Below are 20,884 nucleotides of genomic sequence, written 5' to 3'. Positions count from 1 at the left end.
GGCCGTCTTGTCGCGGTCGATTTTTGCTGGATTCGCCCCACGAGGTGGTCCGACGCACTAGCGGGGCGCATGCTCCCGCCATCCCCTAATTGTTCAGCGGCAAGCCGCGGAACGAGTCATATCGGCTGCCTTCTCGGCGATGATGAATGACGTGGGATTGATATCCGACGAACACATCATGGGCATGATCGGGCAATCGACGCCGAGACGCGAAGGGGATGAGGGAAGATCGAGGCTAAAACACCTATGTCGCAGAGCGCAATTCTCGGCGCAGTATCTTGCCAACGGTCGACTTCGGCAACGTCTCGATCTGCTCAATGCGCTTGGGCACCTTATAGGCGGTGAGCGACGAGCGCAGGTAGGTAGCCAGGGCTTCCATGTCGGGCGTCTTGCCGGGCGCCGCAACGACGAAGAGTCGCACCGCTTCGCCGCTCTTTTCGTCGGGAACGCCGATGCAGGCGCATTCGGCCACACCCTCGAACGCGCTGGCCACTGCCTCGATCTCGTTGGGGAACACGTTGAAGCCAGAAACCAGGATCATGTCTTTCTTGCGATCCACGATCTTCAAGAAGCCCCTGTCGTCGAATAGGCCTACGTCCCCGGTGCGGAAGTAGCCGTCTGCAGTAAAGGTGCCGCTCTGGCCGTCCGGCTGCCCCCAGTAGCCCCGCATCACCTGCGGGCCCTTGACGCAAACCTCCCCAGCCTGGCCCAGCGCCACTTCCTTGTCTTCGGCATCGATCAGCTTTACATCGGTACCAGGCAGAGGAATGCCGACTGTGCCGTTGAACGACGTGATCGACCCCGGATTGAAGGTGACAACAGGCGAGGTCTCCGACAGGCCATAGCCTTCGCGGATGAAGGTGCCGGTTAGCGCCTTCCAACGCAACGAAACCGCTTCAACGATGGCTGAGCCCCCGCCGCCGGACAGCCGCAGATTGGAGAAGTCCACGTCCGTGATGCGCGGATGCATCGTGAGGCCGGCGTACAGCGTGTTCACGCCCATGACGACTGTGGGCTTGCACTCGGCTAGCAGGTCGACGAAGCCATCCATGTCACGTGGATTGGCCACCAGCCAGTTGTCGGCACCGACCGAGAAGAAGGTGATGAAATTCACCATCAGCGCGAAGATGTGATAAAGGGGGATAGCGGTAACGACCACTTCCTGGCCCGGGCGCAAGTGCTCGGGCACGAAGGTTTTGTACTGGACGACGTTGGCCACGAGATTGCCGTGCGAAAGCGAGGCGCCCTTTGACAAGCCGGTAGTGCCGCCGGTGTACTGCAAGAACACCAGGTCGTCCAACGTGATGTGGACCGGCGTGCGGTGCATCTCCGCGCCGGCCCGCAGCGCCTCGGCAAATGGCACGGTGTTGGTCAACCGAGTATCCACCGGGGGGGACGGCAGAGTAGCGGCGGTGCCGTCAGCCGGCGACACGGTGATTACGGTCTCGATGTCGGTCTGGGCAATCGCGTCGGCCAGTACCGGGGTAGAGCCGGCGAAGATCACGATGGCCTTGCAGCCCGCGTCCTTTAGTTGGTGAGCCAGTTCAGGCGGCGTATACAGTGGGTTCACATTGACCTGGACCGCGCCGGCACGCAGGATCCCGATCGTGGCTAAGGGGAAGGCCGGTAGGTTGGGCGACATCAGGGCGATGCGATCGCCCTTCCTGACGCCCGCGACGTTCTGCAGCCAGGCGGCGAAGGCAGCGGAAAGCCGGTCGACGTCGGCGTAGCTGAGTGTCTGCCCGAAAGCGCGGAAGGCAGGCTTGTCTGGGAAACGCACCATTGCTTCCTCGAGCAGGTGCGTGACCGAAGGGTATGTGCAGGGGTCGATCTCCGCCGGAATGCCGTTGACACGGTACGTGGCGAGCCAGGGCTGAGTGCTCATGTTTGTCCCTCGTGGGGTCGTTGGTTCGATGATTGACAAGGGCGTTAGTGCGCAAGGACCAGGTCGGCTGCCTTCTCTCCAATCATGATCGACGCCGCATTGGTGTTTGACGAAGGCATGGTCGGCATCACCGAGGAGTCCGCCACGCGCAGGCCGGCAATGCCTCGCACGCGCAGCTGGGGGTCGACCACTGCCATCTCGTCCACGCCCATCTTGCAGGTACCGATCGGATGCCAGGAGGTCTGGCCAGAGGTCTTGATGTAGTCGAGGAGGCGCGCGTCGTCGGCCACATCGATACCCGGTCGCGTTTCGCGCACCACATATTCGCGGATGCCAGGTTGCAGGCTGATTTCACGCGATTTTCGCAGTGCGCGCAGCATCGCCACGCGGTCGTCCTCGGCTGTGAGGTAGCGCGGCTCGATCACTGGAGCGTCCTGCCAGTTGGCGCTACGCGCATGTAGGTGCCCGCGCGAGCTGGGCCGCAACTGAAAGAAGCCGATGGCGAAGCCTGGGAAGGGATCCAGACCGAAGCCCTTGCCGGCATAGCGGTCAGCGCCTGTAAGATGGTGTAGCTGGATCTTGGCATCCGGACGGTGGTCATCGGAATGAGTGCGAGCCAGCGCATGGACGGTAGCCGAGGGCGTTGCCATGATGCCGCGGCGGTTCAGAAGATAGCGTGCGCCCATCATTGCCAACCGGACCTTGCTGCCGACGATTTCGTTGAGCGTCTCGGCCTTGGTGCATTCGAAGGTGAGGCGCGATTGCAGGTGGTCTATCAGGTTCTCGCCCACGCCCGGCAGGTGCTGGCGCACTTCGATACCCAGACGGCGAAGATGCTCGGCATTGCCGATGCCCGATAGCTCCAGGAGCTGCGGCGACTTGAGCGGGCCCGCGCTGAGGATTACTTCCTTCGATGCCAGGACTCGCTTGAGTTGGCCGCCCTGCGAGTACTCCACGCCAGTGACGCGCGACCCCTGGAAGAGCAGGCGCGTCACGATGGCTTCGGTGGCCAGCGCCAGATTGGCCTGTGGACGCCCCCGCAGGTAACCCACCGCGGTGCTGCAGCGCCGTCCCGCGCCGGTCGAGAGTTGCAGGTAGCTCACGCCTTCATACTGGCCGCCGTTGTAGTCTGGGGTGCGCGCGATGCCGGCTTGCTCGCAGGCCGTCAGGAACGCTTCGCTCAGTGGATTGGGATGCACCTGCGCAATGGACGATACCGAGATCGGGCCGTCGCGTCCGCGCTGCGACGAATCGCCGAAGGCGGCGCATTCCAGGCGCTTGAAGTAGGGCAGCAGCGAGGCGTAGTCCCAACCGGCATTGCCCAGCGCGGCCCAGTGATCGTATTCCGCGGGCTCGCCACGCACGTAGATCATGCCGTTGACCGAACTGGAACCGCCGGGCAGGCGGCCGCGCGGCCAGTAGATCGACTGACCCGCCAACTGGTGCTGCGGCTCGGTCTGGAATTGCCAGAGGTACTTGGGGTTGACCAGGATCTTGGCCACGCCCAGCGGCACTTTGACCCAGAAGTCCTGGTCGTTGGGTGCGCCTGCTTCCAGCAGCAAAACCTTGCCGCGGCCGCGCTCTGCAAGGCGCGTGGCGAGCGTCGCGCCGGAGGAGCCGGCGCCAACCACGATGTAGTCAAATGTGAGGGTGTCCATGTTGCATCTCGTTAGCGGGTGGCGTACCAGATGCCCAGTTGCTCGGCTTCGGTACCCATGCGCTGGAACTGGCGATCCGGGATCTCAGGCTGAGGATGCTCGACGCCCAACTGCGAGGGCTCCGGCTCGACCACTACGGCCAGAAAGGCCGGGCCGTCGGCTGCCAGCGCCCGAGCGAATGCATCCCTCAACGCGGCCGGATTGTCGGCCTCTTCTGCACTCCCGTAGCCGGCGCCGCGAGCCATGGCGACGAAGTCGACCGCGTCGCCGCCGGGCGTGGCCAGGTTAGACACGCCGGCGAATTGCGTGCCATTCTGGATCACGATATGGATGTACCGCGCCGGGCGGGCATCGGCCACAGTGACGAGTCCGCCGAGTTGCATAAGCAGGCTGGCATCACCATCGACCACCACCACGCCCACTTCGGGGTGACCGATGGCGAGGCCAAGTCCCAGGCTGGCCGCGCCGCCCATCAGCGGTACCGAACTCAACCGTCGTTCTGTGACGCCCAGCGCGTCAAAGGCGAACATGGAACCCATGGTGGCGACGAGCACGCATTCACCGCGAGCGTCGGCAATCAGTTTGCAGGCTTCTCCAATACGCATGTCAATCTCCTTAGTGCCAGCCGATGGGACGGCCCACGATCAACGCAGCCGCGCCACGGCGGCCGAGAGCGGCGTCCAACGCCATCGGGATGGCGGCGAGGTCAGCATTTGATTCGATGGCCCAATGCGGAATACCCAGTGCGTCGAGCACTGGCTCCAGCAGGTTCACAGTACGACGCGAAGACATCGTGTAGCGCTCGCCGAAGTTGGTGCTTTCGCGGCCGAATTGGCCGATCAGGAACAGCGTGGGGATCTGCGCGTCGAGCGCAATCGCGCGGATGGTGTTGACGCAGGCGTAGAGGCCTTGGTTTTGCACCACAATGATGGGGCGATGGCCGGCGATCGTCAGGCCGGCGGCCACACAGACGGCTTGGTCTTCGTTGCAGGTACGCACCAGTTTCATGCTTCCCTTGCCACGTTCAAGTTCCTGGTGCAATGCAAGTTGTACGAAGTCTGGCACGGTCACGAAGTGGGTGATGCCTGCCTCTTCGAGCGCCGCCAGATAGGCAGAAGCGCCAATGCTAGGGTCTGCATTCATGGAAAATCCTGGCTGTTGTAAGATGAGACGAGTCTAGGTAGGTGTCATGAGTAAATCTGTAAAGAACCAAACAGAAATTGCAACGAGCCAGCGGATCCTGGTTGCGGCTGCGCTGCAGCGCAGCGTATGGTTTAGCAGTTGTCACCAGTCCACGCGGGATGCCTTCGTGGACGCGGGCCACGTTCGCCACCTGCGCAAAGGCGAGGTGCTTTCGCGTTGCGGTCAATTGGTCGATTACCTGAGCTTTATTGCCGACGGAAGCCTGGAAGTCAGCACCACCACGCGCGTTGGCAAGCGCCATGTGCTGCGCTACCTGGAACCGGGGCAGATCATGAATCTCATCCCGGTGCTGGATGAACAAGTGGCGATCCATGACGCGGTAGCGCATGTCGACACCCTGATCCTGGACCTCCACCGATCGACGATCCAGCACGCGTTGGCCACGGAGCCGGACTTCAACCAGGCGGTAATGCGCCTGCTGTGTCTGCGCTCACGTCTCACCTATCTCGACCTCACACAGAGTTCGCTGCTCCCGCTACGCGCGCGCTGCGCCAGCGCGCTGTTGCATCTGGCAGAGCCCTATGGGCTGGAGCGCCACGACGGTCTTGCAATTTCCCTCAAGCTTTCGCAGGACGAATTCGCGGATATGGTTGGAAACTCGCGGACGATGGTAAATCGCGAACTTAAACAGATGGAGCGTGAGGGCATCATCAGGACCACCTACTCACATTTCGTGGTGCTCGATATGCTCTCCCTGAGAGAAATCGCCAACGGCTGACGCAATACCACTTCCGCAGGTGCGTCAGAGGAATCGTGCCAGGGAGCCGGTAACTTGGGGCCGTAGTCTAGGCGCAAAGCGCAGCAATAGCGCGGCCATTGTGAGCATTTGCAAGAATGCGTACGGCCTCATGGTGCAATCTAACGGGGTGCATGTCGAACGACGTAGTGGACCAGCTGCTGCACAAGCAGGCGCTTTGTGTGGCGCGTCGCGTTTGTGTTTGATTTTTTACAGATTTCCACAGGCCGGCTGCCTAGCATCTTGTCTCACGTGCCCGGAGACCGGGGAAATCACGACAACACCGAACTGGAGACATGAACGTGACCGAGACCACCCTCGACCGCTACCGCGGCAAGGACATTCCCCTGACACAGGGCCCGCGCGGTGCCATCGTGCCGGCCTCAACGCTCAAGGCCGTCACCACCACCTTTGCCGTCGAGCCACGCATGATCGAGGTGCGCCAGGGCGTGTATAACCTGGTGGGCATCGGTATTTCGAGCCGGGTCATGATCGATGCGCCCGAGGGGCTGGTGATCTTAGATACTGGTGATGACCTGGAAGACGGCGAGCGCGCGCTGGCCGAGTTCCGCAAGGTTAGTCGGCGCCCGATCAAGGCCATCGTCTACAGCCATAACCATTATGCGCACGGGACGTCGCCCTTTCTGGCGGACTCGCCCGACGCCATCGTCATCGGCCACCAGGCGGTAAATCGCCACTTGGCGGAGCTGGCTTCCGGCTTTGCTTCGGGCGGTGAGTTTCCAGAAGCCATGCCGGCACTGACGGCGCGTTACCTGCGCCAGTTCGGCTCGCTGCTGCCGAGCGAAGGGCCGGACACAGGCTTTGCCGCAACCATCCTGCCCAACAAGCCCAAGGGCACGGTGCCGGCCACGTATCTGGTGCAGGACGGTGAGGTCATGAACGTCGCGGGCCTGAAGATGCAGTTCTTCACCCATTATTTCTCGGATTCGGAAGATACGCTCACCGCTTGGGTTCCCGAGCTCTCGGTAGTCTACAACAACTTCCTCTGGCCAAGCCTGTTCAATTTCTATACGTTGCGTGGCGACGTGTTCCGCGACCCGGGCAGCTGGCGTAACGGACTGCGCGTGATACGCGACCTGGAGCCCGAACATGTGCTCAACACCCATGCGCTGCCGATCTCGGGCAAGGCCAAGGTGCGCGAGTCGCTCGAGCTGTACATGGACGCCATCAGCTTCATGATCGACCAGACTCTGCGCGGCATCAACAAGGGCCTGTCGCCAGACGCCTTGAAGGAATTCGTAAAGCTGCCGTCGCATCTGGCAGCTTTCCCGAACAACGCGGAAACCTACAGCGAGTTCTTTTACTTCCCGCTGCACCTGTATCACCATGTCTTCGGCTGGTTCGATGGGGACGCTGCCAGTATCCACCGCATGCCACTGGCCGAGGAGGCTGCGCGTATCGTCAAGGGCTTTGGTGGCGCGGAGCGCGTGGTTGAGCAATACCGAGCCGCCATGGCCGATGGCGACCTGGTGTGGGCAAGCCGCCTTGCCGGCTGGCTGCTCGCCACCGCGCCACAGAACGACAGCTTCCGCGAAGCGCAGGCCGAGGCCCTGCGCCAAATCGCTTACCGGACCCCCGGAACTATCGCGCGCCACTTTTGCCTGACGCAGGCGCTGGAGTTAGAGCGCAAGATCAGCGTCCCCGCTTCGGTTTTGCCTGAGGCGCGAGCCATCCTGGCGGTGGATCCGTCCCGCTATATCAATTTCTTCCGAATTCGCCTTGCTGCCGAGCGCTCGCTCGATGTCGACGCCAAGCTGATGATCGAAGTCACCGACAGGCAGGTGCGTCATGCGCTGCACGTACGACGCGGTGTCTGCGAGTTTGTGGCCGAGCCGGGCAGCGGCTTCAATGGTGCGCCGGAACTTGCCATCACGCACGCCGGCTGGGCGGCCTTATACGTCGGCGAGATTACACCAGAGCAAGCGCTGCAGTCCGGCACTGCGCGCAGCCGTGATATCGCCGCCGTGTTGGAGTTCTTCGCTCTCTTCGACACGCCCGATGAGGCGAGCTGCGAGGCGCTTTGATGCATCTTTAATGCAAGCCGGCAGCGAAGACTGCCGCTTGCTCCTGAGACCCATAGGAGACAACCAGATGACATCCCTTGACCGACGCTCCTTTGTCGCCCGCGCGGCAGCCTTGGCCGCTGCTGCCACGGTGCCACGGCTTACCCTAGCGCAGGAAATTTACCCCAGCAAGCCGATCAGGGTCATTGTGCCGTTGCCGGCCGGCGGGGCTGCGGATGTTACCGTGCGGCTGGTGACCGCGGCTATGCAAGAACAGTTGAAGAGGCCGTTCGTGGTCGACAACAGGCCAGGTGGCATCTTCACCATAGGTATGCAGGCGATGTCCACCGCGCCGGCTGACGGCTACACGCTGATGCATATCAACGTCGGCATGCTTGCAGCCCAGGCTGCACTGCGCAGATTCGACCTGTTGAAGTCGCTGGCCCCGATCTCGTTGATTGGGTCCATGCCCACTTTGTTGGTCACGTCGGGCAAAGGCGGCTTCACTACCATGAAGGAGCTCATTGCCTACGGTCGCGCCAATCCGGGGAAGGTCAACTACGGCTCTGTGGGTCTGGGCAGCATGGAGCACCTGTGGACCCACAATTTCTTCAAGGAGGCGGGGGTGGAGGCTGTGCATGTTCCCTTCAAGGGCATGCCGGACGCGGCGACCGCGCTGGTGCGCAACGAGGTGCAGTTTGTGTCGATGGTTTATTCGGTCTCGCAGCCCTTCGTACAACAGGGCTTGATGCGCGCGCTGGGTTCCTCGACAAACGAGCGCATTGCCGGCGCGCACGCTCTGCCGTCACTCAAGGACCTGGGCATCAATGTTCCTCCGCTGGCATTCTGGGGTGGCTTTGCAGCGCCTGCGGGCACACCGACTGCCATTCTCGAGCGGCAGCGCAAGGAGATCGCGATCGCCGTCAGCAACCCAGACATTGTCGGCAAGCTGCGCGCCACCGGCACTGCACCGCAAGCAAGCGAGAGCCAGGTGTCCTTCACCAAGCTCATTGAGGCTGATCTAGGCTGGATGCAGGCCGCTGTCAAGAGTGCGAACCTGCAACTAAGTTGAGCCGGCCTACTACGTCACTGGCAATCGCCGTTGTGCGCCACCTCTAGCATACGGCATAGCCGATTTGCGCTTTACTGGTCGCGGTGAGCACCGATCCGAGGCGTAACTCACCGCGACCGCTTCGCCGCCCGTTGGCGATTAGATGCTGTGCCGCCCCGCATTCCATGCCCCAACCGAGTGCATGATAGCGAGCCTAGCACCCGGTTGTCCGACCTAATCGTCTGCCTACTTCGAATGCATCATCCTGGATCCCGTCGATGCCTTTTCGCCTCTCTGGAAACATGACTGGCTGCATCCGATGGCGACCGTTTGCGATGGTCAAGTTGCTATATCGTCAATCTATTGATCCTCGGCCCAGGAGCCGGTAAGGGCAGGCGGGCCTACGTCTGGACCCGGTGGGCGGCGCCTTCGACCCAACTGGCGCGGCGCAGATAGCTTTCGTGGGGCGACGACGAGCAAGGTCAGGTTGATAACAATTGTCTGGAGCGTCTGGCTCGTCCTTGGGCCACGAGCAGGCGCTTGGGCGTCGGGAGCAGCGAACTGGCAACTTCCAAAGACCGTCCGTCCCAGCTCTCAGCGGGGGACAGTAGAATTCTCACTGTTGAGCAAAACTGTACCAACGAGAGGTGGGTACAGCAGGGTAAAATCCGCATTACCCTGAAATGTTGGGTCAATTTATGCGTAACAGGTTGAATGGATCGTTCAAGGGAACGATCAGAAAGACCTACAAGGACTCCACACCCGAGTGGCCCTAAAAGCCGGCCGATCCTCCCGGTGCACCGAACGTAGTATCCGTTGTTCTGGACGACGTTGGGTTCGCCAAGCTCGGCTGCTATGGGTCCTAGATCAGGACACCCTAAATGAGCCCTGGCTGTAGGCGGTCTACTACTATGTCTACGCCGAGTCGGTCTCGTACCGCATGGAGATGCCGATGCCGGAAGGGACTGCCATAGTTGCCGTTCGATTCGACCGCACAGCATCTGGCGACTTCGCCGCAGGGCTTGCGATACTGGGCAACCACGGCGCGTTGGCGAACAGTCGTTCCGTTGGCGCTGGTTGCGTCGGCGTGTTGTACGTGGGGGTTGTGGCCTACCTATTGTTCGCGCATCAGATTCATATGGCGCAGCTCTACTCGACAGCGCTGCTCGTGCTACGTCCTTGGCTCCTTCGTCGGAGAGCGGCTGCGCAAGGCTGTCAGCTCGATCTCTTGAACATATCGTGAGTAGCTTGCAGTGCCCCGTGAGGCTGGCGGGCGAGCTATCGATCCGACGCGCTCATGAGAAGAGCGAGGGCGTCTATCTGGTTAGCCCTAAGCCTCACCACCCGGATGCGGCGATGCGGTCCTTGAAGAATCCGATGAATGCCTTGATGCGAGGGCTCTGATGACTTCTATGGGCGTGAATAAGGTAAATGGGTTCTCGAATAGGCAATTGGTAGTCCTTGAGTAGAGGAACCAGCGCGCCGGACTTAAGGTCATCACCTATATGAAAATTTGCTAGCCTGACAATACCTGCACCGGCCAAGGAAAGGTCTCTCAGCAAGTCGCCTTGAGTGAATGATGCTCGGCACCTTACAGGTACAGTGACTACGTCATTGTTCTGTCGGAAGGACCAGCTGTTCCAGGGACTTGCGAAGCTGAAGTTAAAGCAACGATGGGATAACAAGTCCATGGGCTGTCTTGGAGTGCCATGTTGTCTCAAATATTCTGGCGACGCGCAAACAATCCATTCCGATTCCCCAATTCGCTGTGCAACGTGAGAGGAATCAGGAAGGACGCCACTGTGTATAGCTACGTCGACTCCTTGTTGCACGAGATCTACGTACTGGGCACCTACTTGTATTTCCACCGAAAGCTCCGGATAGGTCTCCAGAAATTCGGGTAACCAACGAAGCAGTTGATGCTTCGCAAAGGTGGCCATCGTGTGTATCTTTAAGATCCCGGATACGCGCTGCAGCAACGTTTCCCCTACAGTTTCGGCGGCTGTCATTGCTCGTATGACTTTCCGCGCGGTGAGTTCGTAGCAAAGGCCTTCATCGGTAAGTCTGTGCGAATGCGGGCCGCGATAGAAAAGCCGAACACCCAAACGTTCCTCGAGATAGCCGATGGCTTTGCTTACCGTGGACGGCGAGAGACGATGCTCGCGCGCTGCCGCAGAGAAGTTGCCGCTGTCAATCACCCAGACAAAGATTTGAATTTGTGTGTAGAGGTCCATGGCCTTTACCCTACACTAAAGAAGAAAAAAAAGGAAAGCGCGCCATGAAGATGCGCTTTCCTCGAAAACGAGTGGACCGCTTATCGAATGAATTGTTTGATGTAATCGTCGGGCAACCCGATGTTTCTATAGTGCTTTTGCGCCGCTTCTAGTTTGGTGAAGACGTCCTCGTACCCCACAGCAACGCCTTGAGGGTCGACGTAGGTATACCCGCCCGTTACGTGGAACCAGGTAATCATTTCCTCCACGCCCTCCGGTACAACGAGGGTATGAGTCTCTCCGGCCGGCTCATGCGCATAGGAGCCTTCTTCCGCAATCCAATCGTGCTCGAGATACTGCCAGCGACCCTTCAGTACGATGGCGTGAACCGCGCCAGTATGGCGGTGGCGAGACAATACACCAGCCTTCCGTACACGCAGAAGGTTCACGTAGTAACCGCCGCTGGTGCATAGTAGAAGTGGCTTGAATGACACGCTCTGCGTGACGGGCACCCAAAGATTGTCGTTTTCCAGCCATTTGTCCAATACGTTCAGATGGACAAGGTCGGGGGACATGAAGGGCACTTGCGGCAGGGCGTAGGGAATCGGCAGTTCGTCTGGCTTCGGCGGTTGCGTAGTCATTTCTTAGTCTCCTTGGGGACTTGTCGAGTAAGGATGAGCAAATCCTAGGGGTTTGGTGAGCCGACGCCTAGCTGCTGTTGTTCACAGGGGGTGTGACGATTTTGCAGAGGTGCCGACTGTAGGTCCGAGGAATCTTCCAGTCGGCGCGTGACCAACAGTTTCACGGTCTCCCGCACTTTGTGTGACGGCGGCGTCGAGGGCTTGATTTCGGGCCGATCTGGCCCCATTTTCGTTATTACCATGAGCCAAGTTCTCGGTGGGACCGATCGTATTCTCGCTCGTGTGGGTAAGCGCTTTGTCTCTCTAGCGACGCGTGCGGGGAGACCATCACTGTCGAAGCCTGCAGTACGGTTCGCGCGGCACCTTGTCCTGCCTGCCATCGTTGGCGTCACCGAATCCACGGCCGCTATGTGCGCAAGCTGGAAGAACGTCCAATGCTCGAGCAGCGGGTCGTTCTCGCTATTGAAGTGCGTCGCTTCAAGTGTACGAACGCCAATTGCCCCCGTCGTACGTTTGCCAAGAACGTCCACGCCCTGGCCGGGCGGTATCAACGTCGTACGCGATCGCAGGCTCGGGCGTTGCACGCGCTGGGCCACGCCCTCGGTGGTGAGGCGGCAGCCCGGCTTGCCGACGCCTTGGGCTTGCGCACCAGTGCTGATACCGTGCTGCGGGAGTTGCGCAGAGCTTCTGGGCGCAAGCGCAAACCACGACTGCGGGTCGTCGGCATCGATGATTGGGCGATCGCGCGCGGTCACCAGTACGGAACGATCATCGTCGACCTGGAGCGACGTGAGCCGATCGAAGTGTTCGCCGGCAGGGAATCCATTGCAGCGGCAGCTTGGATGCGTGCCCACCCATCGATCGAAATCGTCGCTAGGGACCGAGCCGGGGCCTATTCCGAAGCAGTCGACATCGCGCTGCCGGCAGCCCAGCAAGTCTCGGATAGCTGGCATTTGCTGAGCAACCTGCGCGACAACGTCGAGAGGCTGCTGTACCAACTCGGGCCGCAACTGCGCCAGGCCGCGCAGCAGGTCGAGGTCGCTGGCGTGACCCTGGGCCGGCAGTGAGTGCTGAGCCGCGATTCACTGTGGTCATGGCAGCGCCAGAGCGATCAGAGCCGCGCCGCGCGGCTGGCGCTGTACGAGCGGGTGATGGCGCTACACGCCCAGGGCGGCACAATGAAAGGAATCGGGCTCGAGCTCTCGATTGGCCAACGAACTGTGCGCAACTTCGTCACTGCGGGAGCCTTTCCGGAGCGCGCACCGAGGGCGCGGGGTCCGACTCCTTTGGATCCCTATCTCAGCTATATCGAGGAACGAATCGCCCACGGCTGTCGCTTTCCTGAACTGATCTGGCAAGAACTCAAACAGCGAGGCTATATGGGCAGTTGCGTGTTGTTTGGTGATGCGATGCAGTTGCGAGAATCTATTCGCTTGGGCAGCGTGGGCGTACTGAGACCCCGCGCATGGCGGGGGTCATGGGCATGGATCGATGATGTGTCTTGTTATGCGCGCTGTTCGGTTGCTGCGGGGACGAGATCTGCATGTTTAGCAGCGGGCCAGAAGGCCCGGTCCGGACGCATGAAGAACGATAGGATGATGCCAAGTACCAGCAAGCACATCGAGATCGCGAACGGCAACTGCCAGTTTCCAGTACGGTCGATCACCCACCCAAAAACCAGTGGGGAGGTGATGCCTGCTAGGCCGAAACCAACGTTCATGAAGCTACTGGCCGTGCCGGCATAGTTGGGTGCGATGTCCATTGGCACGGACCACAAGGGAGCAATTACGAGTTCCATGAGGAAGAATGCGGTACACAAGCAAAAGCACACCGTCGTGAGGTCGCGCACAAAAAGCACTGGTGCGAGGAAGACCAGGGCGCCCGCCATTCCCCCCACGATGACGGTCAAGCGAGCTTTTTGAACGTTCCCAGTGCGCTCATAGATCCTATCGCTCCAAATTCCGCCTAGAGTATCGCCAACAATTCCTGCTACAAAAACACCTGATGTGAATAGAGCGGAGCTCTTCAGATCGAGCTTGAAATTGTTCAGGAAGAACGATGGCAACCAAGTCAGAAACACCCACAGGGTCCAAGCGTAGCAAAAGTCTACCGCCGTCACGGGGAGCATGCGAAGCAGTAGTGGAAGAACGGGTACTTTCGCCTTGGCGCCCTTCGGGGGGGCTTTGGGTAACGTTTCGAGTTCGGCCTTGGTAATGCTCGGGTGCGATGCAGGCTCGTCGCGGAAATACCAAAACCATACCACTAGCCAAACCACCCCAACGATCCCTGCAATAATAAAAGAGACGCGCCAGTTCCAGAGGGCCATCAGGAAGGCAATAAGCGGTGGAGTGAGTGCACTGCCAACGCGCGCGCAAGCGTGCGTCAGGCCTTGACCAAGCCCTCGCCTATGTGCGGGCAGCCATCGCGCCATTGCGCTAGTGGCTGTTGCCAAGGTGGGCGCTTCGCCGACACCTAGCAAGAAACGACACGCTGCTAACGAAATAAGGCCGCCGGCAAATGAAGTGAAGATGCAGGCAATCGCTACGATGAGCCCGAAGATGGTCAGCATGCGCCTTGCGCCAATTTTGTCACCGAGCCAGCCCCCAAACAGCTGCACTACCGCGTAAGGATAGGCAAAGGCGGAAAAGATGAAGCCAAGTTCGGTGTTACTCAGGTGAAGGTCTTTCGCGATAGCGTCGGCTGCGGTGGCTATGTTTACGCGATCAGAGTACTGGATGAGGTACAACAGGCAGATGAGGATCAAAACCCAATCAGTCGCTCTGAACTTCCAAAACTTCTTTGACGCGGTTTGCGCTCTGTGTCTCCTGGGGTGCCTGCACACGACCCTATGTCGCATGTTGTTATATAAAGTATCGATGCAGGGTATATGTTTACAAGACAATGTGCAAGCGAACACGAGTTGCGACTAAACATCGTCTTTGTTCGCGATTCCTGAATAAAATGCCGTAAAGAGCCATATTTTACAACATTATGTGCAGTATAAGCCGGTCACATCCCGGCCCGGTACCGTAAAGAAGTGCTTGCCGTTTGAGGATAAATGTAATAGGATGTTCTATAACAAAGAAGTACAACAAGGATAACTATGAACGCGCTAGAACAGCTGGACTCGGAAAGTGTTGAGCCGCTCTATGTTCAGCTCGCGAGTCGGTTGGCCGCGCGCATCTCGCAAGGCGAACTTCCGCCGGGGGCAAAGCTGCCCACGGAAGCCGAATTGATGTCTGCATTTCGCGTCAGTCGTATCACAGTCCGTCAAGCGATTCAGATGCTGACCAGGAATGGACAGGTGACCGCCCATCGAGGCAAGGGCACCTTTGTCACCCGAGCCGGACTGCAGCAAGACTTGGGCATGCTCCAGGGTTTCCAGGAGGCCCTACGAAGTCAAGGTGTTGAACCAGAGACCGAGCTGTTGGAGTTTTCCGCTTCGGCGGGACGTATCGATTCGCAGATCCCTCCTGGGCTGAATTTTCCAGTACGCCTGCGTCGTCGCTATTGTCTGAATGGCGAACCATTTGCAATCGCTGAGGCATTTCTGCCAGAAGCGGCCGCGACTCTCGGGGAACTCAGGGCAAGGCAGATGGCGGTGTACGAGATCGTTGAACAGTACATGGGGCTGCGTATTGGCCGTGCAGATGTGGGAATCCGTTGCGGTAGACCGGGCAATCAGGTCGCCAAGGAGCTGGGACTACGAACAAGCTCGAATGTACTAATCATGGAGCGCACTTCGTACAGTGGTACGGGGCAAGCTTGTGAGCATATGCGTATTTATATTGTGCCAGAGAGTTACACGTTCAAACTCAGCCTGCCTGGCCCCTTGGAAATCGCGCGAGCACTAAGACCGACAGCGACGACGGTGCGATAACGATATGTTCTGACGCGGACACATAAGGCGACCGAAGAGTCGCGAAATCCACAGGAGACAACGCAATCATGTCCTTCCACGCGAGAAGGAGGGTGCTGGCCGCCCTTACGATCAGTGCAGGATCTTGTGCCGTCGGCACAATCGCCCCAGCCTTCGCTGCGAAGTATCCTGCGAAGCCGATTCGGCTTGTGGTGCCTTTCCCCGCGGGGGGGGCCGACCGATATTGTCGCAAGACCTTTTGCAAAATTCTTAGGCGACGCGCTGGGACAAGCGATCATCATCGACAATCGGGGCGGGGCCGGTGGCTCCATTGGCGCCGCAGCCGTCGTTTCCGCACCGCCCGATGGCTATACGTTGCTGCTCGGAACTGTCGGTACCAACGCGATTAATCCATCGTTGTACAGGAAGTTGAACTACAACCCTGATAAGGATTTCACGTCGATTGCTACCTTGGCCAGCGCGCCAGTAGCCATCGTAGTCAGCCAAAACTCAGGTATCACCTCACTAGCCGACCTTGTGGCAAAGGCAAAAGCCAAACCGGACGCCATCAATTTCGGGTCTGCTGGCAACGGCACTCCAGGGCATCTCGCTAGTGCACTGTTTGCCACCAAAGCAGGCATAAAGCTATCCCATGTGCCGTACAAAGGGAGTGCCCCAGCCGTGACGGAACTCATTGGAGGGCAAATTCCACTGATGTTCGATCCGCTGCAATCTGTGCTGCCTCACGTGAAATCGGGAAAGATCCGAATTCTCGCCATTACAAGCCGACAGCGTTTTGACGCGTTGCCGGAGGCGCCGACCGTGGCGGAGCAAGGCTATCCGGGATTCGAAGCCTTGGCCTGGTGGGCACTTTTTGCCCCTGCTGCGTTACCGCCAAGTATCAGCGAGCGTCTGGTTTCGGAGACGAAAAAGATTGTGCAGTCCAGTGAATTCGGAAGCTTGCTCACGCCAATGGGCTTGCAACCGATGAGCCTTCCCCTCTCAGATTTTCAACGATCTGAAGCCGCCAAGTGGAGCGATGCGGTTCGTTCCACGGGTATAACTATCGAGTGATTCACATGATACTGAACGAAGAGGAAAAAGCAATACTCGCAGGTGAAGCGGGCATTGTGGCGAAGATCGCCATCGAACACCAGATCAAGGTGGGCACGTTCTTCGGTGCGAAGGATTTCGTCCCGGTGACGCAAGCACACGTCATGGCTGATACCGAGAGTCTCGGGCAGGCCGGCGTGATGTGGCTGGAGCGCTTGGCGGATGCTAATGAAGGGGGCGTCCGTATTCCGACGATCACCGATCCGCGAGGCACGGACTTCACAAAGGCCTCTGACCTTGGTCAGGCTGAATGGATGGTCGAACTAGAGCGCCGTGCGATCGAGGCGTTCTCCCGCCTTGGTGTCAGTATGACTGACACATGTATCAACTACCAAACCGTGTTGGCGGCGACTCGGGGTGAGCATGTGGCATTCGGTGATACTGGTGTCGTCATCTACTCGAACTCGGTTGGCGGCGCACGCTCCAACTTCGAGGGCGGTCCGTCGGCCCTGTCGGCTGGACTGACTGGACGCACGCCACGCTACGGCTACCATCTTGATGAGCAGCGTCAGGCGACGTTGCGACTGCGAGTGGATTGGACGCCGAGGGATCTGAGCGAGTGGGGTGCGCTAGGAGGCGTGGTTGGAAAATTGGCCGGCAACTACTGGCAAGTACCTGTCGTTGAGGGCTTGGATAGGGCGCCGACGTCGGACGAACTAAAGCACTTCGGCGCGGCCATGGCCAGTTTTGGTTCGTCGGCACTATTCCATCTGATCGGCATTACCCCTGAAGCCTCACGCCTGGAAGATGTGGGTGGACACAAGTTGCCGGTCGTGCATCGCATTGGTGAAGCAGACTTGCGTGGTCTGAGGGATAGCTACGCCGTCCAGGAAGGTATCGATGTCGTCGTGTTTTCCGCGCCGCAACTCAGCCTTTATGAGTTGCGTGACATCGCTAAGCTGTGCAAAGGGCGACAATTGAAGAAGCCGCTGCTTGCAGTGACAAGCCCGCAAGTGAAGCCAGACTGCGATCGTTTCGGATACACAAAGACGATCGAGGAGGCGGGAGGAACCGTCCTGTCTGGCATGTGCTTCTATCAGTCTTATGCGCGCGAAATGAAGGAAGCGAAAGGCTGGACTCGCCTCGCGACCAATAGCGCGAAGCTCGTCAATATTTTGGGCGGGTATGGTTACGTGCCAATGTTGGCAACCATGGAAGAATGCGTGAACGCCGCCGAAACTGGAGAACTGAAATGAAATCGGATACGTATATCGCCCGCCATGCGATGGGCAAGAAGGTGATCGGCCAGGCGTTGGTTGCTCATGATGGCTTTTCCGCCCGTTACGATTTGAACCGTCTGCAAGGAGTCTTTTCGCGTCCAGCGCACAAGTTGGCAGGTCAATCGTACATTGACCGAATCCTTGTTCTCGACACCGCCAAAGGGGGGGTTGCAACCGCTTGGATGCTCCATGAGATGCGCTCTCGAAACATGGTGCCGCAGGCGATTGTGTTTAACACGGTGAATACGATTTTGGTGCAAGGAGCCGCATTGGGTGACGTCTCAATGATGGCTGGCTTTGACGTGGACATTACTGAAGCCGTTCCACATGGAAGCTTCGTCGAGATCGATCCAGAGGCAAAAACCATTCGAGTACTCGATCCCTCCGAAGTACCGCCCCAAGAAGTCCTAGACGAAGGGCTATCTCGAATCCACTTCCCGAAGTAGCCATTGTCACGGACAGGTAGGCAAAACTCGCTCGTGCGAGCCGGTTACCTGTCCAATAAATTTTCTCGCTAACGTCGCGAAGGCAATTGCTGGGATACTCAGTCCAAAATACGCTTCGATCGTCGGACCGATCTGACCCGTGCTGGGAGTGGCCGAGCTGCCTTTGCGTTGACCTGTCGATCGGGTTCCGGCGTTCCCCGAGCATTGCCGGGCCCAACGTTTGTGACCTGATAGGAGCCTTGTCCTGTACCGTGAGTGTCCTGTCCTGCGAGTGGGGTTGGCGATGTGCCCACTACAACGGAAAACACGCATGGAACCAGACGAAGTGATTTTGGGTGTCGACACGCATTTGGATACGCATGTTGGGGCGGTGATCAGCGGCACGGGCAAGCTCCTCGGCACGCAGTCGGTATCGGCCGACACCAATGGCTATCTCAATCTTCTCTCCTGGGCGAACTCGTTCGGACGCTTGTGCCGCGCTGGAGTCGAAGGAACCGGCACCTACGGGGCTGGCCTGGCCCGCGTGCTACGCGATCATGAGATTGAGGTACTGGAAGTCAATCGTCCCGACCGAGCGGCGCGCCGGTCTCGCGGGAAGTCTGATCCCACTGACGCGGAAAACGCCGCACGCGCAGTCCTCTCGGGGAAGGCAACAGCCCTTCCCAAGGCGCAGTCTGGAGCAGCCGAAGCGATGCGTGCTGTCTCTGTTGCCCGGCGCAGTGCCGTAAAGGCGAAGACGCAGGCCATCAATCAGTTGCGGGCTTTTCTGGTCAGCGCGCCTCAGGAAGTCCGTGAACGGCTTCTGAAAGAGAAGACGGCGGAATGCGTCGCGAGTCGCGCCCGCCTGCGCGCGTTAGGCGACACTCCATTGCTGCAAACCTTGACCTCCACACTACGCCTGCTGGCCAAGCGCTGGCTGGCCCTGGCAGAGGAACTGAGCACCCTCGACGGCATGCTTGACCGCCTGACCAGCCAGCATGCCAAGCGGCTTCGGCAGCGGTTTGGCGTAGGGCCTCAAACGGCGGCAGTGCTCGTTGCCGTTGCAGGTGACAACCCGGGGCGCCTGAAAAACGAAGCCGCATTGGCGGCGCTTTGTGGCACAAGTCCTCTGCAGGCTTCGTCCGGAAAAACGGTTCGGCATCGCTTGAATAGGGGCGGAGATCGGTCGGCAAATAACGCCTTGTGGACCATCGCCATGGTGCGAATGCGCAGCGATCCCAGGACACGGACATACGTCGAACGCCGGACCAAGGAAGGCATGTCAAAGAAGGAGATTCATCGCTGCCTCAAGCGTTATATCGTCAGGGAGCTGTACCCCCTCATCTTGGCCGATCTGGCCGATTCGAGCCGCGCTGCTTGACATAGGAGCGTCAACGCGGTGATGGAGCGGTTCTTCCTGAACCTGAAGATGGAGCGCGTGTGGCAGCGTCAATACGCCAACCACGACGAAGCTCGGCGCGACTTCACCCATTACATCGTTGGTTTTTATAACCCGGTGCGCTTGCACTCAACCCTGGGGTATCTGTCGCCCGCTGCCTACGAGGCGAAATCGACAGCGAAACAACCTATCTGCATGTCCGAAATTACTTGACCACTACACTTGACGACGAATGCCTTGCCGCTGAACAAGTGGGTCAGCAGCCATGCAAGGCTTTCGCCTTGTTATGGCGGCCGGCCTGTGTCGCCTTCACCATACGCGTCTGCAGCCTTCTTACATGCGATCCGGCGAGCATTCCGGTCGAACGCCAAAAGCGGCGCGCGAAGACTGACTGGCTCCGACGACGTAGCACTCGATGCCGCGCGCTTGCAGCGCGCGACAGATCCAGAACGCGTCCTGGCCGGCTTCGTAGCTCACGACGATGCGTACACCCGCGGGCAACAACCACCTGTCCCTGTGCGCCTCGATCAGGTTCAGCACTGCCTGCAGGCGGGCGGCCGCCTGCAGATGCGCGACCGTGTGCACGGCCGGCTTCTATCGCCGGCCGTCGTGCAGCGCGACCTTCCAGCTTGCTGCGGCTAGCTCGAGTGAGACCGCCAGCACCACTTCCTCACCACCTGTCGAGAACGTCTGATCCGTGTGCATGATGATCTCCTTTGAACAGGACTCGACACGCTGATTTACGTATCAGTGCGTCGATGACCCTCTACTCATAGGATCTGATCCGATGCCTCCCTCGCGCGCGACGGTTCGCACCACTCACCAACTCGGCGACCGCATCCTCGTCACCCGGGGCAAGACGGGCTACCAATTGACCAGGCGGCGCGGCATTGCGGGGTCTCGGTCGGCATGCTGTCCAAGCTGGAGAATGGCAAGGGCGTCAATCTCGAGCATGCTCTGCGGGTGCTGGACGGTCTGTGTTTGACGATGTTGGTCGTTCCCAAGGCCCATGCACCCTGGCTCGAGCAGGCAGCGGCCGATGCGGTTGAAGTGGGCAAGGCCGCGGGGTGGGAACCGCATCCCTAGCCGGAACGCCGACGGCGAGCGTGACATGGCGAATCGGAACGAGGCCGTTGCCGAACCTGGACGAGCCCAACAATGGGCATGGCGGGCGTGATTCTGAGTCGCGTGCCCATCATTGCACCGAAAGGCCTGCGACGCCAAGCAGCGTATCGCTGTTGAGGATCAAGGATTGCCCATTAGCCGCTTCCTGCAACAACTGTTGAGGCTAACTGTACCAATCATCTATGGCTGCAGTAGCGTACAGTTATGCCTGTGAGCTGATGGACGGGGGCGGATTCTCCGACCCCGTCTGCAATGGGTTCCACGATCGGGGCACACGTACCGATTCTCTGGTCGCAAGGCAGAAAGCGGTACATCACTGCCCAGTAACCGCT

Annotated in this window: 17 protein-coding genes and 2 pseudogenes; 11 read left to right on the top strand and 8 right to left on the bottom strand. The window is 59.4% G+C overall.

Annotation, left to right across the window (positions count from 1 at the left end):
• Positions 1-244: 244 nt before the first annotated feature.
• The 4 genes from ACIGJC_RS29340 to ACIGJC_RS29325 are packed head-to-tail and all read right to left on the bottom strand — an operon-like array spanning position 245 to position 4,686.
• Positions 245-1,885, bottom strand: a complete 1,641-nt coding sequence (locus tag ACIGJC_RS29340; RefSeq protein ID WP_483715061.1) for an AMP-binding protein — start codon at positions 1,883-1,885, stop codon at positions 245-247.
• A 44-nt stretch (positions 1,886-1,929) separates the two neighbouring features.
• The gene (locus ACIGJC_RS29335; RefSeq protein ID WP_483715060.1) at positions 1,930-3,543 is read right to left on the bottom strand and encodes a GMC family oxidoreductase; all 1,614 of its coding nucleotides are present in this window, start codon (positions 3,541-3,543) and stop codon (positions 1,930-1,932) included.
• A gap of 11 nt (positions 3,544-3,554) precedes the next feature.
• The gene (locus tag ACIGJC_RS29330) at positions 3,555-4,148 is read right to left on the bottom strand and encodes a thiamine pyrophosphate-dependent enzyme (RefSeq protein ID WP_483715058.1); all 594 of its coding nucleotides are present in this window, start codon (positions 4,146-4,148) and stop codon (positions 3,555-3,557) included.
• Between the two features lie 10 nt (positions 4,149-4,158).
• Positions 4,159-4,686 (bottom strand): thiamine pyrophosphate-binding protein, encoded by a 528-nt coding sequence (locus ACIGJC_RS29325; RefSeq protein ID WP_483715057.1) that lies wholly within the window; start codon positions 4,684-4,686, stop codon positions 4,159-4,161.
• Between the two features lie 46 nt (positions 4,687-4,732).
• Between ACIGJC_RS29325 and ACIGJC_RS29320 the strand changes: the two genes are divergently transcribed.
• From ACIGJC_RS29320 to ACIGJC_RS29310, 3 genes are all read left to right on the top strand, one after another.
• Positions 4,733-5,464 carry a Crp/Fnr family transcriptional regulator gene (locus ACIGJC_RS29320; protein ID WP_483715056.1) on the top strand — a complete coding sequence of 244 codons (732 nt, stop codon included), beginning with the start codon at positions 4,733-4,735 and terminating at the stop codon, positions 5,462-5,464.
• A 446-nt stretch (positions 5,465-5,910) separates the two neighbouring features.
• Positions 5,911-7,527 carry an alkyl sulfatase dimerization domain-containing protein gene (locus ACIGJC_RS29315; protein ID WP_483715054.1) on the top strand — a complete coding sequence of 539 codons (1,617 nt, stop codon included), beginning with the start codon at positions 5,911-5,913 and terminating at the stop codon, positions 7,525-7,527.
• Positions 7,528-7,594: 67 nt separating this feature from the next.
• Positions 7,595-8,578, top strand: coding sequence for a tripartite tricarboxylate transporter substrate binding protein (locus tag ACIGJC_RS29310; protein ID WP_483715053.1), 984 nt, complete (start codon positions 7,595-7,597; stop codon positions 8,576-8,578).
• A 1,316-nt stretch (positions 8,579-9,894) separates the two neighbouring features.
• Here the strand turns inward: ACIGJC_RS29310 and ACIGJC_RS29305 are convergent.
• Both ACIGJC_RS29305 and ACIGJC_RS29300 read right to left on the bottom strand, forming a co-directional pair.
• A complete protein-coding gene (locus ACIGJC_RS29305; RefSeq protein ID WP_483715051.1) occupies positions 9,895-10,791 on the bottom strand; it encodes a LysR family transcriptional regulator in 897 nt (298 codons plus the stop codon).
• A gap of 80 nt (positions 10,792-10,871) precedes the next feature.
• Positions 10,872-11,411: a 2,4'-dihydroxyacetophenone dioxygenase family protein gene (locus ACIGJC_RS29300; RefSeq protein ID WP_483715050.1), complete on the bottom strand. Its 540-nt coding sequence runs from the start codon at positions 11,409-11,411 to the stop codon at positions 10,872-10,874.
• Between the two features lie 326 nt (positions 11,412-11,737).
• Between ACIGJC_RS29300 and ACIGJC_RS29295 the strand changes: the two genes are divergently transcribed.
• On the top strand, positions 11,738-12,478 hold the full coding sequence (locus tag ACIGJC_RS29295) for an ISL3 family transposase (protein WP_483715190.1): 741 nt from the start codon (positions 11,738-11,740) through the stop codon (positions 12,476-12,478).
• A 437-nt stretch (positions 12,479-12,915) separates the two neighbouring features.
• Here ACIGJC_RS29295 and ACIGJC_RS29290 read toward each other — a convergent pair whose 3' ends face one another.
• Positions 12,916-14,175 carry an MFS transporter gene (locus tag ACIGJC_RS29290; protein ID WP_483715048.1) on the bottom strand — a complete coding sequence of 420 codons (1,260 nt, stop codon included), beginning with the start codon at positions 14,173-14,175 and terminating at the stop codon, positions 12,916-12,918.
• Positions 14,176-14,514: 339 nt separating this feature from the next.
• Here ACIGJC_RS29290 and ACIGJC_RS29285 point away from each other — a divergent pair, with 339 nt between their 5' ends.
• The 6 genes and pseudogenes from ACIGJC_RS29285 to ACIGJC_RS29260 form a co-directional block, all read left to right on the top strand.
• Positions 14,515-15,291 carry a GntR family transcriptional regulator gene (locus tag ACIGJC_RS29285; RefSeq protein WP_483715047.1) on the top strand — a complete coding sequence of 259 codons (777 nt, stop codon included), beginning with the start codon at positions 14,515-14,517 and terminating at the stop codon, positions 15,289-15,291.
• 186 nt (positions 15,292-15,477) lie between these two features.
• Positions 15,478-16,344 carry a Bug family tripartite tricarboxylate transporter substrate binding protein gene (locus ACIGJC_RS29280; RefSeq protein WP_483715046.1) on the top strand — a complete coding sequence of 289 codons (867 nt, stop codon included), beginning with the start codon at positions 15,478-15,480 and terminating at the stop codon, positions 16,342-16,344.
• 5 nt (positions 16,345-16,349) lie between these two features.
• The gene (locus tag ACIGJC_RS29275; protein ID WP_483715045.1) at positions 16,350-17,579 is read left to right on the top strand and encodes an aconitase X; all 1,230 of its coding nucleotides are present in this window, start codon (positions 16,350-16,352) and stop codon (positions 17,577-17,579) included.
• The gene (locus ACIGJC_RS29270) at positions 17,576-18,049 is read left to right on the top strand and encodes an aconitase X swivel domain-containing protein (protein ID WP_483715044.1); all 474 of its coding nucleotides are present in this window, start codon (positions 17,576-17,578) and stop codon (positions 18,047-18,049) included. The genes ACIGJC_RS29275 and ACIGJC_RS29270 overlap by 4 nt, the downstream gene beginning before the upstream one ends.
• A gap of 310 nt (positions 18,050-18,359) precedes the next feature.
• Positions 18,360-19,409 carry an IS110 family RNA-guided transposase gene (locus tag ACIGJC_RS29265; protein ID WP_483715043.1) on the top strand — a complete coding sequence of 350 codons (1,050 nt, stop codon included), beginning with the start codon at positions 18,360-18,362 and terminating at the stop codon, positions 19,407-19,409.
• Between the two features lie 12 nt (positions 19,410-19,421).
• Positions 19,422-19,640 (top strand): annotated as a pseudogene (locus tag ACIGJC_RS29260) (IS3 family transposase); the annotation flags it as partial.
• Between the two features lie 186 nt (positions 19,641-19,826).
• Here the strand turns inward: ACIGJC_RS29260 and ACIGJC_RS29255 are convergent.
• Positions 19,827-20,132, bottom strand: a pseudogene (locus ACIGJC_RS29255) (IS110 family RNA-guided transposase); the annotation flags it as partial.
• Positions 20,133-20,336: 204 nt separating this feature from the next.
• Between ACIGJC_RS29255 and ACIGJC_RS29250 the strand changes: the two are divergent.
• Positions 20,337-20,513, top strand: coding sequence for a hypothetical protein (locus tag ACIGJC_RS29250; RefSeq protein ID WP_483715042.1), 177 nt, complete (start codon positions 20,337-20,339; stop codon positions 20,511-20,513).
• Positions 20,514-20,884 lie beyond the last annotated feature (371 nt).

This window comes from Cupriavidus sp. C3SS-1 (assembly GCF_057073755.1).
Note: the sequence above shows the minus strand (reverse complement) of the source record. Positions and strands in the feature narration are given on the sequence as shown.

What these genes read in the sequence shown, in the direction of transcription:
- ACIGJC_RS29340 (WP_483715061.1), bottom strand. Translation starts at nt 1,885, where the DNA reads ATGAGCACTCAGCCCTGGCTCGCCACGTACCGTGTCAACGGCATTCCG.
- ACIGJC_RS29335 (WP_483715060.1), bottom strand. Translation starts at nt 3,543, where the DNA reads ATGGACACCCTCACATTTGACTACATCGTGGTTGGCGCCGGCTCCTCC.
- ACIGJC_RS29330 (WP_483715058.1), bottom strand. Translation starts at nt 4,148, where the DNA reads ATGCGTATTGGAGAAGCCTGCAAACTGATTGCCGACGCTCGCGGTGAA.
- ACIGJC_RS29325 (WP_483715057.1), bottom strand. Translation starts at nt 4,686, where the DNA reads ATGAATGCAGACCCTAGCATTGGCGCTTCTGCCTATCTGGCGGCGCTC.
- ACIGJC_RS29320 (WP_483715056.1), top strand. Translation starts at nt 4,733, where the DNA reads ATGAGTAAATCTGTAAAGAACCAAACAGAAATTGCAACGAGCCAGCGG.
- ACIGJC_RS29315 (WP_483715054.1), top strand. Translation starts at nt 5,911, where the DNA reads ATGATCGAGGTGCGCCAGGGCGTGTATAACCTGGTGGGCATCGGTATT.
- ACIGJC_RS29310 (WP_483715053.1), top strand. Translation starts at nt 7,595, where the DNA reads ATGACATCCCTTGACCGACGCTCCTTTGTCGCCCGCGCGGCAGCCTTG.
- ACIGJC_RS29305 (WP_483715051.1), bottom strand. Translation starts at nt 10,791, where the DNA reads ATGGACCTCTACACACAAATTCAAATCTTTGTCTGGGTGATTGACAGC.
- ACIGJC_RS29300 (WP_483715050.1), bottom strand. Translation starts at nt 11,411, where the DNA reads ATGACTACGCAACCGCCGAAGCCAGACGAACTGCCGATTCCCTACGCC.
- ACIGJC_RS29285 (WP_483715047.1), top strand. Translation starts at nt 14,515, where the DNA reads ATGAACGCGCTAGAACAGCTGGACTCGGAAAGTGTTGAGCCGCTCTAT.
- ACIGJC_RS29275 (WP_483715045.1), top strand. Translation starts at nt 16,350, where the DNA reads ATGATACTGAACGAAGAGGAAAAAGCAATACTCGCAGGTGAAGCGGGC.
- ACIGJC_RS29270 (WP_483715044.1), top strand. Translation starts at nt 17,576, where the DNA reads ATGAAATCGGATACGTATATCGCCCGCCATGCGATGGGCAAGAAGGTG.
- ACIGJC_RS29265 (WP_483715043.1), top strand. Translation starts at nt 18,360, where the DNA reads ATGGAACCAGACGAAGTGATTTTGGGTGTCGACACGCATTTGGATACG.
- ACIGJC_RS29250 (WP_483715042.1), top strand. Translation starts at nt 20,337, where the DNA reads ATGCTGTCCAAGCTGGAGAATGGCAAGGGCGTCAATCTCGAGCATGCT.